This is a genomic window from Brevibacterium sp. HMSC07C04 (assembly GCF_001815905.1).
Lineage (GTDB): Bacteria > Actinomycetota > Actinomycetes > Actinomycetales > Brevibacteriaceae > Brevibacterium.
This window is the reverse complement of record NZ_KV823250.1, coordinates 15,188-31,886: the sequence shown is the minus strand read 5'-3', so window position 1 is coordinate 31,886 and position 16,699 is coordinate 15,188. Positions and strand designations below refer to the sequence as shown.

The 16,699-nt window shown below is 59.4% G+C and carries 13 protein-coding genes; 3 read left to right on the top strand and 10 right to left on the bottom strand.

Annotation, left to right across the window (positions count from 1 at the left end; genetic code table 11):
- Positions 1-81: 81 nt before the first annotated feature.
- Complete coding sequence (locus HMPREF3162_RS03720) at positions 82-1,788, bottom strand: formate--tetrahydrofolate ligase (RefSeq protein WP_070776948.1); 1,707 nt, start codon at positions 1,786-1,788, stop codon at positions 82-84.
- Between the two features lie 146 nt (positions 1,789-1,934).
- Positions 1,935-5,609: a bifunctional glycosyltransferase/CDP-glycerol:glycerophosphate glycerophosphotransferase gene (locus tag HMPREF3162_RS03715; RefSeq protein WP_083318892.1), complete on the bottom strand. Its 3,675-nt coding sequence runs from the start codon at positions 5,607-5,609 to the stop codon at positions 1,935-1,937.
- Positions 5,610-5,765: 156 nt separating this feature from the next.
- On the opposite strand from HMPREF3162_RS03715, the gene HMPREF3162_RS03710 reads away from it, so the two are divergent.
- Positions 5,766-7,043: a CDP-glycerol glycerophosphotransferase family protein gene (locus HMPREF3162_RS03710; protein ID WP_083318891.1), complete on the top strand. Its 1,278-nt coding sequence runs from the start codon at positions 5,766-5,768 to the stop codon at positions 7,041-7,043.
- Between the two features lie 47 nt (positions 7,044-7,090).
- Here HMPREF3162_RS03710 and HMPREF3162_RS03705 read toward each other — a convergent pair whose 3' ends face one another.
- From HMPREF3162_RS03705 to tagD, 3 genes are read right to left on the bottom strand one after another with little or no spacing between them, the layout of a single operon-like run.
- Entirely contained in the window at positions 7,091-7,972 is an 882-nt protein-coding gene (locus tag HMPREF3162_RS03705; RefSeq protein ID WP_070776946.1) for a glycosyltransferase family 2 protein, read from the bottom strand.
- Positions 7,972-8,808, bottom strand: a complete 837-nt coding sequence (locus HMPREF3162_RS03700) for a CDP-alcohol phosphatidyltransferase family protein (RefSeq protein WP_070776945.1) — start codon at positions 8,806-8,808, stop codon at positions 7,972-7,974. Before HMPREF3162_RS03700 ends, HMPREF3162_RS03705 begins: the two co-directional genes overlap by 1 nt.
- Before the next feature lie 40 nt (positions 8,809-8,848).
- The gene (gene tagD / locus HMPREF3162_RS03695) at positions 8,849-9,235 is read right to left on the bottom strand and encodes a glycerol-3-phosphate cytidylyltransferase (protein WP_070574670.1); all 387 of its coding nucleotides are present in this window, start codon (positions 9,233-9,235) and stop codon (positions 8,849-8,851) included.
- 168 nt (positions 9,236-9,403) lie between these two features.
- Here tagD and HMPREF3162_RS03690 point away from each other — a divergent pair, with 168 nt between their 5' ends.
- Positions 9,404-11,245, top strand: a complete 1,842-nt coding sequence (locus HMPREF3162_RS03690) for a glycosyltransferase (protein WP_083318890.1) — start codon at positions 9,404-9,406, stop codon at positions 11,243-11,245.
- A gap of 11 nt (positions 11,246-11,256) precedes the next feature.
- Here the strand turns inward: HMPREF3162_RS03690 and HMPREF3162_RS03685 are convergent, their stop codons facing one another.
- A complete protein-coding gene (locus tag HMPREF3162_RS03685) occupies positions 11,257-12,543 on the bottom strand; it encodes a CDP-glycerol glycerophosphotransferase family protein (protein ID WP_141759537.1) in 1,287 nt (428 codons plus the stop codon).
- 144 nt (positions 12,544-12,687) lie between these two features.
- On the opposite strand from HMPREF3162_RS03685, the gene HMPREF3162_RS03680 reads away from it, so the two are divergent.
- Positions 12,688-13,338, top strand: a complete 651-nt coding sequence (locus HMPREF3162_RS03680) for a DUF805 domain-containing protein (protein WP_083318889.1) — start codon at positions 12,688-12,690, stop codon at positions 13,336-13,338.
- A 67-nt stretch (positions 13,339-13,405) separates the two neighbouring features.
- Here HMPREF3162_RS03680 and HMPREF3162_RS03675 read toward each other — a convergent pair whose 3' ends face one another.
- Genes HMPREF3162_RS03675 through HMPREF3162_RS03660 form a run of 4 tightly spaced genes read right to left on the bottom strand, consistent with a single transcriptional unit; the run spans position 13,406 to position 16,607 of the window.
- Positions 13,406-14,026, bottom strand: coding sequence for a DUF2127 domain-containing protein (locus tag HMPREF3162_RS03675; RefSeq protein ID WP_070776941.1), 621 nt, complete (start codon positions 14,024-14,026; stop codon positions 13,406-13,408).
- Positions 14,023-14,787, bottom strand: coding sequence for a phosphatase PAP2 family protein (locus tag HMPREF3162_RS03670; RefSeq protein ID WP_070776940.1), 765 nt, complete (start codon positions 14,785-14,787; stop codon positions 14,023-14,025). The genes HMPREF3162_RS03675 and HMPREF3162_RS03670 overlap by 4 nt, the downstream gene beginning before the upstream one ends.
- Complete coding sequence (locus HMPREF3162_RS03665; protein ID WP_083318888.1) at positions 14,788-15,249, bottom strand: NUDIX hydrolase; 462 nt, start codon at positions 15,247-15,249, stop codon at positions 14,788-14,790. It lies immediately after the preceding gene.
- Positions 15,250-15,278: 29 nt separating this feature from the next.
- Positions 15,279-16,607, bottom strand: a complete 1,329-nt coding sequence (locus HMPREF3162_RS03660; RefSeq protein WP_070777015.1) for a short-chain fatty acid transporter — start codon at positions 16,605-16,607, stop codon at positions 15,279-15,281.
- Between the last annotated feature and the right edge of the window lie 92 nt (positions 16,608-16,699).

Here is a 16,699-nt window from a genome sequence, read left to right as displayed (position 1 = left end):
CTGTCTCACTTCTTACGAGGCGGAGGTCCAGTTCCGCGGTGACCCGCGGGAGTTCTGGACCTCCGCCTCGGGCGTGTGGGCTTAGAACAGGCCGGAGATGACCCCGTCATCGTCGACGTCGATGGACAGTGCTGCCGGTCTTTTAGGCAGGCCCGGCATGGTCATGATGTCACCGCAGATGACGACTATGAAGCCCGCACCTGCGGACAGGCGCACGTCGCGCACTGTGACGGTGTGGCCGGTGGGTGCACCCAGGCGGGCCGCGTCGGTGCTGAACGAGTACTGGGTTTTGGCGATGCACACCGGCAGGTCGCCGTAGCCGTCGGCGGTGAACATGTCGAGTTTGCGCTTGACCTTGGCGGGTACGTCGATGCCGTCGGCGTTGTAGATGCGCGTGGCGATCGCCTCGATTTTGGCTTCCAGCGGCTGGTCGAGTTCGTAGGCGAATTTCGGCTGCGGCTGGCTGCCGTCGGCGGCTGCGATGACTGCTTGTGCAAGCTCGATTGCACCGGCGCCGCCTTTGGCCCAGTGTTCGGCAATGGCGACCGTGGCGGTGCCGTCGAGTTCTGTTTTCAGCGCTTTAAGTTCCGCGTCGGTGTCTGTGGGGAAGCGGTTGACGGCTACGACAGTGGGGATGCCGTAGACCTCACGCAGGTTGTTCAGGTGTTTGCGCAGGTTGGGAAGCCCGGCTTTGAGGGCGTCAATGTCTTCGGCTTCGAGGTCAGCTTTGGCCACTCCCCCGTGGTATTTGAGGGCGCGGACGGTGGCGACGACTACTGCCGCGCTGGGGAAGATTCCCGCGGTTCGGCATTTGATGTCGAGGAACTTTTCGGCCCCAAGATCTGCACCGAAGCCGGCTTCTGTGATTGCGTACTGGCCGTGGGTCATTGCTGCCGTTGTGGCGAGCACGCTGTTGCAGCCGTGGGCGATGTTGGCAAAGGGGCCGCCGTGGACGAACGCCGGGGTGTGTTCGATGGACTGCACCAGGTTGGGTGAGAGTGCTTCAGCAAGGAGGGCCGCCATGGAGCCCTGCACGCCGAGGTCGGCGACTGTGACGGGCTTTTTGCTGAAGGTGCGGGCTACGACAATGCGGCCCAGCCGGTCTTTGAGGTCTTTGATGGAGGTCGCCAGGCAGAACACTGCCATGACTTCGCTGGCAACGACGATGTCGAAGGCGTCTTCGCGGGGCATGCCCCCGGTGAAGCCGCCCAGGCCGATGGCGATTTGGCGCAGGGCACGGTCATTGAGGTCGACTACGCGGCGGATTTCAACCCGGCGCGGGTCGATGCCGAGTTCATTGCCGTGCTGCAGGTGGTTGTCGAGAACAGCTACCGCGAGGTTGTTGGCAAGGGCGATGGCGTTGAAGTCGCCGGTGAAGTGCAGGTTGATGTCTTCCATGGGCAGCACTTGCGCGTATCCGCCGCCGGCTGCGCCGCCTTTCATTCCGAACACAGGGCCCAGGGATGGTTCGCGCAGGGCAAGCACGGCAGGCTGTTTGCCGTCTGGGACGTCCCAGTTCTCCTGCTGGGCCAGCTGGTTGATGCCGTCGGCCAGGCCGATGCTCGTGGTTGTCTTGCCTTCGCCCGCCGGCGTTGGGCTCATGGCGGTGACCAGGATGAGCTTGCCGAGATCGGCACTGTTTCCGCGCTGCACAACGTCAGGTGCGGGGACTTTCGCTTTGTAATGGCCGTAGGGAATGATGTCATCAGCGCTGAGCCCGACTGCCTGAGCAATTGAGTCGATGCGCTCAATCTGAGCCTTGCGTGCAATCTCCTGATCAACAGTCATGAGACCAGTGTCTCACTGAAGAGGGTGAGCGCAACGATTCGCAGGCGGGGATCGCGGCCCTGCATTCTCCGAGCCTGAATACAGAAGGAGGCGCTGACGTGAAGTCAGCGCTTCCCCTAGCATGAGCTCAGCGGACCAACATGTTTTCAGTTCTCCTGTGACCGGGCGGCACGTACGATTTGATCGGCAATGCGTTCGGCCGAGTGCCCATCCTCGTGGGGCAGGTAATCAGCCACAAACTCCGCGTACTTAGCCTCGTACGCCTGTGATCCCTTCTCAATGACAGTGTTCAATGCGTCCGCCAGTTCGGCCGTCGTGCGCACCAGCGGGCCTGGGACGGTTGACTCGTAGTCCAAGTACATGCCGCGGCTCTTCTCCAAGTAGTCCTCTAGGTCTGGGGCGAAGAACACCATCGGTCGGCGGGTCGCTGCGAAGTCGAACATGATGGACGAATAGTCAGCAATCAGCACGTCGGTAGCCGCGAGAAGCGTTTGCGCGTCGGGAAATTCGGTGACATCAATGACAAACTCGTCACCGGCCAACTGCATGGCCCTGACATTTGAGTGCGCTCGAAGTCCGAGGCGAACATTACCAGGCAGCGCCTGCTTCAAACGCTCAAAGTCAATGGCAATTTCCAGGTGGTATCCAACACCGGCCTTTTTCGACGCATCACGGAAGGTCGGTGCATAGAGGACGAAGATGTCATCATCACTCAGTCCCAGGTTCGCCCGGGTTGCTGCGCGCGCTGCACGCATCCGCTCAGGGTCCACAAGCACATCCACGCGCGGGTATCCATCAACAATAGTCCGGGCGTGTGACGAAAAGGCCGACTCAAACTTCTCGGCGGCAAAATCAGACTGGGCCAACAGAATGTCCCAATACTGCGTTTCGCGTCGCACCTTTGCACGGTACTCAGGAGACAGTCCCGCGCTGTGAACGTCTGCCCCAATCATTTTGAGTGGAGTTCCATGCCACGTCTGCACGTACAGTTGTCCTGGCTGCTTTCGGAAGTACGCCGGGAATTCGCAGTTATTGACGATGATCTGACTGGTGAACAGGGCCCTGATGTACTTTTCGGAGTGGGTGACAACGGTTTCTGTACCCTCGGGGCTTTCGAAGCTCTCCTGCGCGTTCGACCAATAGAATTTCCAATCCGGCAGACGCTTGCGAAGTTCGAAGTACAGGGGCTCTGGAATATCCCCCGCTCGTCTTCCGAAGAAAGATTCGAACAGGATAGCTTTCTCCAGTGGTCTGTCGGCGTGGGCGCGAACAGCGTCCTCGATAACCCGAGCCCGGTTATACGCGCTCCGTTCCGCAAACTTAACCGGCGGTGTGAGTCGCAACCACAGCGACCGAGTTTTGACTGTGCGGGTGATGACGACGGCAGGCGTCGCATCATCAGACAATCCGGGCAATGACATAGCTGCCGAATCTGACAACCGGAGCCACTTGCGCGCGGTGTGCCCAGTGCGACTGTCAGTTCCTTCGACTTTAAAGTGATACCCGCCCGCAGGCAGAGGCACGGTGTTGTCAAACCAGTCTTGGGAGGTCAGGTTGACAGTGGCAGAAAATTCTCCCGCAGCCCATTCGACATCTGCATGAGCAACCGTCTTGGTTTCGGAGCACAGCTCCAGAGCGGAGGGTCTCCACCCGGTCGGCAGTTCGAAGCGACCGTTGATGCTGATTCGCGTATGACCGCTGTCCGAATCAATGGCGTAAGAGTCGGCCATAACGAACCACGGGTTTTCATGGATTTTGAGGTTCCCGGCAGTCGTGACACCGGCATGGACAGCCCCAGCGTCTAGAAAGCTCCGGACCCCGCTGTATCCGAGATGCGGCTTCAACGGCATCTGCTTTTTGCCGTTGACTGCGCGAAGCGTCCATGCGTTGTCAGTGTTCTTTTCGGCTAAAGACCCGCCAAGCGTCGGCAGTTCAAACTCAAACCGGCAACTTCCATCGGGCGTGGGCTGGCCTGCAACCACAAGTTCATGCGATGAACGGCGATTGTAGATCCGCAGTTTATTGAAGTCTGCCGCACGGTCGCCGCGTGTGACCACAGCGAATCGACGGCCGCCGACTTCTTCAATCTCTGCCGACAGCGTCACCTGTTGGGGTTTGAACCACAAGTTGCCGTCCGGGGCTGGTTCAAGAATCCAGCGCCGACCATCTCGTACATCCGAAAATCCAGGATCAGCAGCTGCCTTCGCTTGGTCGAGTGCCCCAACGGGGTGGTCAATATCGATGTCGTTGACGGAAACTCGAGCGATGAGGCGCCACTCTTCGATCGCATCAAAGTTCTCTGTGTTGATTCGCACCGAGTAGGCAGTCTTTGTCGGCGCAACCAGCTGAGACTTGAAAGGATGAAGAAGCAGCGGTTGCGTGCGATCGGCGGAGAGTTCGATTTCCCGGTCACCGGACTTGTTAACCAAAAGCAAGCGGGGCGTCACTTCGCTGCCGTTGAACAGGTGATCACAGTGCGCGTGCCCGGCGATCTCAACGACGGAACCGGTTACCCATTCGACCCGGTTAACAGCACAATTGAGTACAACGGAGTCCGGTGCGACCTGAAGTATCTCTGATGGAACGGTGCCAAACGCTTCTTCGAAGTCTGCGCCGTCAACCACAAACCCAGCGTCAGTTGACTTGAGGTTGAGTCCGGTTCCATGCTCACTGCGCCAGAGCACCGCGGCAAATGCCTCACTCCTCCCTTTATGGACAGCAAGCCACATGGGCAACCTGAGCCAAAACGGGAGGTCACTCCACAGATCGTCTCCGCTGAGGGCGACAATCTTCTTCAGTCCACCGCTGAAAACGTCCCAGTATTCTTGCCCGGTTCTCTGCGCTACGTGCAGGTACTGAATCAGATCACCGGTCAAGACCTTTTTGAACCACCCACGGCGCGCAGCATCTGAGCCTTCGCTGAATACGTGTTGTGTCCCGGCTTCAAGCACTGCCAGCCGGTCTGTAAGGTCATCAATGTTTTCTTTACCTTGGGTAATGGACGAACCGTCATCGCGGAGCAGCCAGTAGTAGACCGGGTGCCGAAGAACGTCAAAAGATCGCGCCCGCAAGTACGCTTTCGCCATTGGCTCCTGGTCCTCATAGCGAATGCCGACAGGGAATTCTCCGACGGCCCGCTGAAAGAACTCCATGGAAAAGATCTTGTTGCAGGCCATGGCGTCTTCGAAGATTTCTGGGAAATCATCAATGGTGATGCTGAGCCGGTCTTCCGAATGGAACTTTTTTGTCCACGCAGAGAGCCAGACCTTTGTCCCCTTCTGCCGGTACACTCCACCGCTGACCATGTCGGAGCCAGTGCGCCGTATAGTGCGCATCATCACTTGGTACGCGTCACGCGGGATGCGATCGTCGGAATCGACAAACGTCAGATACTCGCCGGTCACGTGTTCAAGACCAGTGTTGCGAGCAGCTCCAAGCCCGCCGTTGACCTTGCTGATCACCTTGACACGGTTGTCCCATCGAGCGTATTGGCGAGCGATCGCTGCCGAATTGTCAGGGCTTCCGTCATCAACAACGATGATTTCCAAGTTCCGGTAGGTTTGCTGAATCAGACTGTTCAGGCATTTGGCAATATACGGTTCTACGTTGTAGACGGGTACGATGACCGACAGCTTGGGTTTGCCAGACTGAGATCCTGCCAAAAGCGTCACGATTCGCTGCCGCAGCGCTGGGTGAACGCCGTCGCGAACTCTGCGCCTTGTTTCTGCCGGCACACGCTTTACTGCACGCCCCAGGATTTTCCGTACTGCCTGCTTCATTGTGCCCTTCTGTTCACTTACGATTTGCTGTACGTTCAGCATCACTAACCGTGTATTGTACCGAGGCCGCAGCTTTCGCGACCGTATAGCCGAGCGGCGAGGCGCACTTTCTGCAACGCCAGCTGTGGATACAGTGCCCCAGCACCAGTCAAGCGGCCAGTAGAATGTGCCCGATCTGCTCTATCCCCAGGAGGACGTGTGCGCCAGCTTGTACGAAACGCCATTCTCGCAGTCCTGCGATCGCGCGCTTGGAAGGCCACCAGCCAGCGTATACGCGGCACGCGCGAATTCACGCTGACTGCCCGCGAGTTCGCAGACAGCGCCGCACCGGACGCCAAGGCTCTTGTTTACTTCGGCGACACTCACTCAAAGCTCTACCAGCTTCAACAGTGGCTTCCCGTACTCGAAGAGCTGAACAGAGCTGTCCCAACTGCAGTATTTCTTCGCCGCCCTTCCTCAATCCAGGAAACCGCTGACTGCACATCTCTGCCCATCGTCTTCCGGCAGTCTTTCGACGACATGATGACGTACGTAGAAGAGCACCAACCGAAGCTCATCCTGTATGTCAACAACGGGCAATCGAACTTCCAGGTGCTGAGTTTTGCTCCCGCGGTGCACGTGCACATCAATCACGGTGAATCTGACAAGCTGTCCATGGTTTCAAACCAAGCCAAGGCATACGACGCTGTGTTCACCGCTGGACCTGCTGCATTGCGCAGGCACCAACGTGCACTCGTTGATTTTGACGAATCCAAACTCATTGAGGTCGGCAGGCCTCAACTTGACCTCGACTACGAACCCGAACTTCCAGCCAGCGATAAGCGCACCATCATGTATGCCCCCACGTGGGAAGGCGAAAACGACAACAACAACTACACCTCAGTCGACTGCTTCGGCCCGGCCATCGTTGCGGCTGCTCTGGCAACACCGAACACTCGCCTTGTCTACAAGCCGCACCCGCGTGTGGCTGGTTCGCACGACGAGGGCATGCAGGGCGGGCACGCCATGATCCTCGAGCTGATCGAAAAAGCCAATGCTGGCGGCGGAGAGCACTTGGTCTTGACCGACGGCAACATCCTTGCCATGTTCGAGGATGTTGACCTCATGATCACCGACATCTCCAGCGTTGGCTTGGACTTCCTCTACCTCAAAGCAGACAGCCCGCTCCTGCTGACTGACCGCCGCACAAACCGCGAAAAGCTCATCGACGAGTCCCCCATCGCATCCAGTGTGCCCATCATCGACGATTCAACTGTCAATGGCCTTCAGACAATGATCGAAACTGAATTGGCCAGTGGCGGCAATGCAGAAGCCCGTGCCGAAGCACGTGCTCTGTACTTCGGCAGCCACGGGGTCGGCGAATCGAAGCAGGCTTTCATTTCGACCGTTGAACGGCTGATTGCCGAACGTGAAGCCCAGAACATCGATCAGGCCTACATGGTGTCAGCAGCTGAAGCCAGCGAGGACAACAGCTAAGACGCCGTCCGAAGGCGGGCGGCAGCACTAGGCTAAACCCTCACCCATCAGATAACCGGCGGGCGTCCTTTGAAGCTCATGCGCAGGACTCCGCGTTTGCTGAGTTTAGCTTCGTCTTCTTCGCCGTCCCACGGGTCGTCCCGCCAACCGTCAACCCAGCCCTTGAACCACGGTTTGAGCTGTTCAGGTTTGCGTGCCCACCGGAGAACCTGAACTCCCGTCCATGAGCCCACATAGGCCCAGCTGAAGGGCCAGGGCAGGTTCCTGCGGGCCAGCCACACCCTGTTGCGGGCGTTCATGTAGAAGTATTCGTCGTGGCGCTTCGGGTCGATCACGGGGTGGGCTACTGCAAGGTCGCCCATGTACCACACGTCATAGCCTGCATCCCATACTCGCCAGGCCAGTTCGATTCCTTCGTGGGCGTACCAAAACGATCCCGGCCAGCCCCCGCATTCGTCGAATGCCTTCCTCTGCATGCCGATAGCGCCTTCCCACACGGAGAACACGTTCGACGAATGGCTTGCCGACCTTTTGCGCAGGCGCGGGATCCAGCGCTTGGGCGCGTTGGGGTTCTCAGGGTCGACCACACGGGGCTGCACCATTCCCACATTCGGGTTTTCGCGCATGTACTGCGCCATCCTCCACAGGGTGTCCTGGTCGGGCAGCCATGCATCATCGTCGAGGAAAAACAGGAACTCGCCTTTGACCAGCGGAACACCGGCATTGCGCCCGGCGGGAATCCCAACGTTTTCGGGCAGCATGTGGGTTCTGACTTCGTCTGGCAGGCCCACGGGGTCCCAGCCGTTGCCCACGCACACAACGTCAAGATTGACGTTCCGCTGGGCCAACAGCGAGTCAATGCCCCGCTTAAGGTCGTCCACCCTTTTGCCCATGGTGAGGATGACAACGCCGTAATCGAATACTTCCATCAGCCCAACCTTCGGGAAAACCAGATCGACACGAAGTGCCCTACCACGGAAAGCGCGGCAAGCGGCACCATCGCCAGAATCATCCAACGTTCACCGGCGAGTTCCGGGCCGCCGGCTGCAACCACAATGAGCGAAACCACGCTCGCGACAACAGCCAGCATCGACATTTCAACCGAATGCCAGATGCGATGGAACGGCACAAACCGAGCAAGCTGTTTTACACGGGCAAGACCGCCGTGGGTGACGGCAGTTGCGGCAGCGGAGTCTTCCAGTTTGTCCAAGCCGTTGAAAGCGCGGCTCATGTGGACCAGGCTGTTGAGCGCTTTGTTCAGCAGCACGAGCGATGCGACTATTCCGCCGGCCACCAGATAGGGGTAGGCGAAACCGGGATCAGACTTCAGCAGGCCCAGATCGCTGACTGCTCGCACGCCCAGCATGAAGGCGACAAAACCTTCTGTCGTGTAGTGGCCTACCGCGTCGAGGAAAACTCCCTTCGCGCTGCGAGTGCCGCGCCAACGTGCGACTTCGCCGTCACAGCAGTCGAAGTACAGCTGCAGCTGCGAAAAGAAAAGAGCCAGCAGCGCTCCCCAGATGCCCGGGATGAGCAGAGCAAAGCCGATCGCCCACCCCGACAGGATCATCAGCCCTGTTACGCCGTTGGCGGTAATCGGCGTGCGCACCAGCAGCGCAGTCAGATAAATGGAGATGTGCCGCAGGTACAGTTCCGCTGTCCAGTGCTCGGCGTTTTTGCGCGCACGCACTTCCGGCGGCTGGGCAACAGCTCGCAGCTGTTCCAGCGTCGGATTCTTAGGACGGTCAGAGTGTGCTTCGCTCATGTCTAAAGGCTAGGTAGCACCCCAGCAGGATAGCTGGAGCTCACTGGCTGAGATCGCCCTTGATCTTGGTGGTTGAGATTTCCGGTGTGCGCGGCAGATAGACCACGTCGCACAGGTCTTTGAGGTCGTCGAACTTGCCTTCCCAGTCATCGCCCATGACGAAGGTGTCGATGTGGTACTTCTCGATGTCTGTCCGCTTCTGTTCCCACGTGTTCTCGGGGATGACCAGGTCGACAAAGCGGATGGCTTCGAGCATGTTCTTGCGGTCGTCCCACGAAAAATAGGACTTCTTGCCCTTGCCGGCGTTGAATTCGTCAGTGGACAGGGCAACGACAAGGTAGTCACCCTGTGCCTTGCAGCGTTGCAGCAGTCGGATGTGGCCGTAGTGCAGCAAGTCAAAGGTGCCGTAGGTGATGACACGGCGCATGAAACAGCCCTCGCTTAACTTGGAGTTAACTTGAAGATCATATAGACGATACCCCAGAGGTCTCGCGAAGTCGTGCCCAGACGTCCGCCGAGCGGGTGCCGTTTACCACAGCAGCGGCAGGGCATTCCTGAGTTTCCACTCAGCGGCTGCGCAATAAAGTGGCTGTTGATGAACTCGTCACTGCCTCGGCGTGTGCGCCGCATAATCCCCGCCCTGCTCCGCTCTGAGCCCAAGGGCATTCTTCCTGCTGGCAACTACTACACCATGCTGTGGGCCATTCCCGAGACCTTTGGCGGGATGACCTCAGTCGCGTTGGAGCGGTCCTCGGCATTTGCCCGCCGAGACAACCGCCCCGTCGAGATCCTCACATTTTCGCGTGACAACAGCGGCAAAGAACGTGAACGAGCCCTCAAAGCTGAAGGCCGACTGGATAAGCGCGTTTCCCTGCGCAACGTCTGGGAAGACCTCAGCCAATGGTCAGATGACGAACTTGCTCGCATGAAGGGCACAGCTCAGCCCGTACCGGAAGCGGTCGACGACGCCCTCCCCCGCACGTCGGGCGAGGCATGCGAGCAGCGAACCGATGATGTTGGCACAGTTCTGCAGACTGACCATTACAGCGCAGGGGGCAACCTGCTGGTCATCGACCGCCAAGACACAAAAACCCGCGGCACCAAGGGCGGACGCCTGTTGACCCTCCTGAACTCACAGGGGGAAATCATCGGCCAGTGGCGTACCGCCACCGCTTTCTACAAGGCATGGCTCAACGCTGTCTTCGGAAATAAGCCCAGCTATGTCATCGTCGATTCGTCCTATGCGGGGTCCCTCTTCAGCACCTATAGGAAAAAGAACGTCATCTTCTGCACTGCGATGCACAGCAATTTCCTCGAGAACCACAAAACCGATGCGCGCAGGCTGATCCGCGGCAAGTTCAAGATCCTGCGCAACCTTGACCGTTTCGACCGGGCAATCACGCTGACCCACGCCCAACAGCGAGACATGCTCGAGCACCATTTGTCCTCCGGCAACCTCACCGTTATGCCCAACCTGATTCGCAATCTCAAGGGCAACGCCAAGAAGCCCCGCACCAAGACACACGGTCTCATGCTGGCCCGACTCACCAAGGGCAAAAGGATCGACCACGCTATCCGTGCTGTGACTGCAGCATGTGCCAGTGCACCAGGACTGCAGCTGGATATCTGCGGTGATGGCGATATGCACAGCAAACTCGCCCAGCAGATCGACGCCAACAGCGGGGGCGAGCACATCACCCTGCGCGGTTATGTCAGCAACGCCAAAGAGCACTTCCACGATGCCTCGTTCAGCCTTCTGACCAGCGCTCAGGAAGGCCAACCGTTGGTCCTGCTCGAAAGCATGTCAGCCGGCTGCATTCCGATTGCCTACGACATCAAATACGGTCCGAGTGACATCATCACCGACGGAGTGGACGGCTTCCTCGTCCCCGATGGCGACATTGAGGCCCTCACCCAGGCAATCATCCGGATAGCCACAATGGACGATGCCGAACTCACCACCATGCGCCGCAACGCCATTAAGCGGGCACAAGACTTCTACGAAGCCACCATCGTCGAAAAATGGGCGGCCATGTTCCGCGGCTGTTCATTCGATCCATTTCAACGCTCGCAGGCCATCGCGAACCTGACCTCGCTGACAGTCACAGACACCGGCGTCGCAATCGAAGCATCCGTTGCAGACCACCCCTGGGAGCAGACCGCCCACACCTACGTGTCATGGTGCCTGACGGGCACAACCTACTACGGCCGCACCCCGGCTGATTTTGACGGAACGACTCTTCGCGCGCACATTCCCCTGTCCGAACTGCAGCTGCTGCCAGCAGGAACCCTAGAACTGTCCGCGGACTTCGCAGACGGCCGTTCGTTCCGCCGCACCCGCATCCTGGCTGACGAGCCTCCAACAGCAGCTGGCTCGTTCTTCACCTCGGCCCTCGATGACGAAGGGCAGCTGAGCCTGCAGATCAGCAAACACTGAACCGGCAGACTTCAGCTGTTGCCGGCATTGAGCTGCCGATCGGCCCAGCGCTGCCCCACAACACCGGCAACAGCCGCCGCAAAGCGCCGCCTCTGGCTTCCGGGGCTCGTATCGCCCAGGTAGTAACGGCACACTTTTTCGCGTTCTGCTCGACCAGAATCCGCTGAGTCGAGCTCCTGCCGAACCATCTGCGCTGCCTGCCGACCCCCTTCGGCAGTGCCCACAGCCGACGGCACCCGCTCAAACAGACCACCGGCAGCCACCTCGGCACCCGGATCGGTCGGAGCCAGCGCCACCAGCGGCTTATGCGTTGCCAACCAGTCGAACGCAACTGACGACATTTCCGCAACACACGCATCTGCTGCGGCAAACTGCCACGACACCGTCGGCGAATCATCAAAAACAGAGCCATCTGCTGCCGCCACAATTTCACGGATCTGGGCATCAGCCCGAGCACACTCCGGCTTGACCACCCCGGTGCGCGGATGCGGCCGGTAGATGACACCGAAACCGGCGTTCACCAGCCCCTCTACCAAAGGCACGCCCGACTGGGCGACGGTGCCGTAGGCCATTGACGGCGAATCGCCTTCCCACGTGGGTGCATAGAACACAGTGAGCCTGCTGCCATCGAGCACCTGCTGGAAGCGCTGTGGCAGAGGCTGCGCATAGTCCAACTGGGGCCTGCCAACATCCCTCATGTCCGGCAGCCGCCCCAGAAGCGCCTTCTCAATCCGCTGCCTGGCAGCCAAACCAGCCGTGAATACACAGTCATAGGCCTTCAGCTGATTCGACACCATTGAGACCTTTTCGCTCTCGCCGTGCGACAAATGCACATGAGCTGGCCCCGGATACCGCAGAGCCTGAAAATTCAGCACAGCCTGATTGACATACAGCACCGCGCACAGCGTGGGCTGAGTCATAAAGCGATCAAGGTCAGCCGTCAGCCGCGCATAGCGAACCGGCAGTTCCGTCAGCTGGGCAATTTCGCGGGCGTTGTCCAGATTGCGCATCAGAATGCCCACCGGCCACGGTGCGCCTTCTCCCGGGCCGTCCAGAGTGGTTCCGGTCTCCAAACTCATGGTGGCCGCAAGGTCCTCAATCGGGGCCAGCCACTGCTTGAGCTGATACGACGACGCCCTGTCACCCGCGTGATACACCCCGACCACAAAGCCGTCATCACGTGACGGCCTGAACTTCGGATCCAACCGCCGTTCTGCTGCACGCACCGACAGTTCACGGCCCATCTGGGCTGAGAATCGCTTCGCCGATGAAAGCACGTGGGACACCCTGTTCATCATGCTGACAAGTATGCCAGCGCGAAGCTGTCAAAGCGCTCGGGTTCCGGTTGCCAAGGCGGGGGTCTAGACACGCCGAGACTTCCCATACAACTGTCAGAAAACACTAGACTGGCGATCAACCACATCACCCAACCGTGGAGAAACATGAGCTCGAATCCCAACGACCCGCATCCGACATACAGCAGCTACCAGCAGCCGCCTTACAGCAGCTACGAGCAGCAGCCCGGAGCATCCTCATTCAACGCTGGGGACCCCTTTGGTGGGGCACAATCCGCACCGCAGAACGCAATGATGACCGAGGCCGACTACCGCCAGCTTGGCCAAGAACCCCCGCTGTCGCAGCCTCTCTACGGCGCAAAACCCATAACCGCCTACATCCGCTTCTGGAAGAAATACGTGCGATTCAAAGGCTACGCATCGCCGTCGGAATACTGGTGGCCGCAACTGATCAACACCCTGATCTGCCTTGTCGTGTTCGCCCCCGGCATCGTCGCCCTCATCATCAGCGACATGCAAGCGCAGCAAACATTCGAAGCCACCGGCTACAAAGCCGAGCCCGACGTCCCGGCACTTGCGATCATCGGGACCCTCGTTTCGTTCCTGTTCCTGTTGGTCGCCGCAGTGCCCACCCTGTCCTCCGGCTGGCGACGCATCCAAGATGCCGGCATGCACGGCGCCCTCGTCTTCTTGAGCTTCGTGCCCTACTTGGGCGGACTCATCAACATCGTCCTGTGCGTCATGCCCACCAAACTGGCCGCCCGCCACCCCGGACGCGACGACTCGACCGGCGACTGACCCCACGACCACATGACGAGGTGCCTGCTCACGTAAGCAGGCACCTCGTCATTTTTCTGAAGTCAGGTCAGTCCGCGGTTTCGTCCGGGTGTTCGGCTGAAGCCGGGCCAGACGCGGCAGCGTCGGCAGCCTCTTTCAGTGCCTTTTGGCGTTTCTGCAGATTCCATTCGTGGCGGGTGAGCCACACAATGAAGATGTCAAAGATCGTCAGCAGCACAAAGAAGATCGAGTGGCGGGCAAAGATTTCGTAGGTCTGGTAGATGATGAACGCCGCCAAGAAGCCCATCATCCACGGGTAGGCCCACATCTTGCCCTTCAGCACAGCCCACACCAGGACGATCTTCGTGGCCGCGTGGCTGATCATGTAGATCGCCGCATACAGCTGAATACCCGAATCCAGATGCTCCGTCTGATGCAGAAGCCACGCCGTGACAGGGTTGTCCGTATTGCCCGCCGTGAGCTTCACCGCCAGCTGGTGCCACACGTGCCGGGGCACAACAAGAACCGCAATGCCAGAAGCCATCTGGCCCAGGCCGAACAGCCCCTTGCCGATCAGCGTGATGTAGAAGATCACGTGCAGCCAGTGTTCGCGCTTGCGCTGGGCGGGCGGAATGAGCTCGTCCGGGGTTTCCGTATCCGCCAGAGTCGGCACCAGGCGTTCGGCCGCGTCGTGCTTATGAAATGTCATGCTGGAGCATCCGTGTTCTTCGGGGCAGCCGTGCTCTTCCGAACATCTGTGTTCCTCAGCGCAGTCAATCTGCGGCGAACAAGCACATACAGCACCAAACAGGCCCCCACGCCCACCAAACAGCCGGCACTCACATCCGTGAAATAGTGCACGCCCAAATACAGACGAGACAGGCAGATGAGGGCAGTCATGCCCAAAGCACTCGCCCAAATGAGCGCCCGCTGCCACAGGCGCACAAACAGCAGGCTTAACACAACGGCCGAAGAGAACAGCAGCGCCGACGTACCCGTTGCGTGCCCGGAGGGAAATGAAAAGTTCGTTTCCAACACCATCCGATGTTCTTCCGCAGGCCGCGGGCGCGCATACAGCGGTTTGAGCGAATGTGTAATCGCTGAGGCGAGCGCAACACACCCTGCAATATAGGCTGCCGGGCGCCAACTGCGCGCCAGAATCCACACGACGGCCGACACCGCTGCACCCAAGATGATCGTGCCCAAGGGGCTGAAGATATTGGTGAAGAACACCAGAACAGCAGTGCGCGGATCGCTGCGGTGCTCGATCATGTCTCCGAGCACTTCGCGGTCGGCCTCCATCACCACACTGGTCTGCACAAGCAGACCGAACACGACCACCAGGGCAAACAAGAGCACGCCCGTGCTGATCCGTTTGACCGGCGGATTCGGGGCTGGGCGGTTATTGCCGGATGGCTTTTCGACAGGTGGGTTGGCATTTGGACCAGGTTGGCCTGAGCGGTTGCTCATTCAGTTCACCCCGCGGTTCAGCAGCTCAGGAATGACATGATTGCGCGTCAGCGGCGCAAAAGCACGCTCCGGAGTGTCCTGGGGCAGGTCCGCAATGGGAAACCACTCCGCCTCGTCAATTTCGCTGAAGAACCCCGGGTCCTGGGCATTCAGACCATCCGGTGTCCCGCGATGCAGAAACACCGTCCCAGTCACGTGAGTGTCCGGTTCATTAGCCGCATCCGTCGTCCAGGAACCCAGCAGATCCAGCCGATCCGGATCGAGATCCAAGTGCAGCTCCTCCGCGATTTCGCGAACAGCGGTGGCACGAGGTGATTCATCAGTTTCGATCTTGCCTCCCGGCAACATGAACGAGCTCGTCCCCTTCTTCCGAACCATCAGCAGCTCCGGCCGATCCGGATGGATCAAGCACACAGCGGCGACGACAACCGATTTAGGGGATTGCTTCGGGGACTTGCACATCCCACCAGTATTACCCACCGATATGGGAGTCAGATGAGGAAGCTCACCGCAAGCATGGTTCCGCCCAACACAATGCCCGAACCCACCAGCGTCATCGTGGTGTAGCCCAGAATGTCGCGCATCTTCAGACCCGCAATAGCCAGCACCGGCAGAGCCCAGAACGGCTGGATCATGTTCGTCCACTGGTCACCGTAGGACACCGCCATGATCGCAACCGAAGGGTCAACGCCGAGTGATTCCGCGGCCTTCAGCATGATCGGCCCTTGAACGGCGAACTGCCCACCACCGGAGGGAACGAAGAAATTGACCACACCGGCAGCGAGGAAAGCGAGAGCACCGAAAGTGTGCGGACCGGAGATCGAAACCAGCGCGTTGGAGAAGATCTCAATGAGACCCGACGCGCTCATGATGCCCATAATGCCGGCGTACAGCGGGAACTGCAGAAGGATCTCGCCGACGTTGACCGCCGCACCCTTGGCCAGGTAGATGATCTCGAAGGGGCTGCGCACCAACAGCAGGATGAGCGTCAGGAAGCTCCAGTTGACGATGTCCAGAGTCATCGTGCCGCCCCGTGCGAAGTGGACCACGATATACGCCGCAAGCAGCAGGCCCACCAGCAGCGTGGGGATGCGGGATGCGTCAATGCGATCAGCCGGGGTGACGATCTCTTCGCCCACGAAGGGCTTTTCGCCGTGCTCAACTTCAGCAGGCATTTCAACAATCGGGGCGTTGGGCTTCGGGGCGGTCAAAGCAAACAGAATCGCCATGACAATGAGCACTCCAGCGGCAGCCGCCAGGTTCCACCACACAAAAATTGTCTGCGAAACCGGGATGGTGCCGCCCATCGCCTCGTCAAGGAACGAACCGGGCGTTGCCGCAGTCAGAGGGCCCGAAGCCGAATAGCCCATGTGCCACACGACCATGCCCGAATAGCCAGCCGCAACAAGCAGTGGGAAGTGCACCTTGAAGCCGCGACGGCGAGCCGAACGAGCCACTTCGACCGCCAACAGCGCACCGACCACCAGGGACAGACCCCATGTGATGAGCGCCGATACACCCGCCACCAAGAAGACCAAGACGTAGGCAGAACGGGGGCCGGAAGGCACATCGGCAATCTTGGCCAGCAGCTTCCGCACCGGTGCAGTGTGGGCCAACATGTGCCCCAAGAAGATGATGAGCGCCATCTGCGTCATAAACTCCAGCAGGCCCGAAAGACCATCGCCCCAGCCGACCAGCACATCGACAGGTGCAGTCGGAGTGAGGACAAGCGCAAGAACGCCGACAACAACACTCAGCACAACAGCGAACATGAGCGCTGACGGCGTCCACTTCTCCAACAGCGCATTCAACGGCCGCATAATGGTCGGAGCTGCCGCAGAGCTGGGAGGGGTGACGGTTTCAGCAGAATTCCCGGCATCCACCTGGCTTCCAGAGGTCGGTGGCTGAAGCT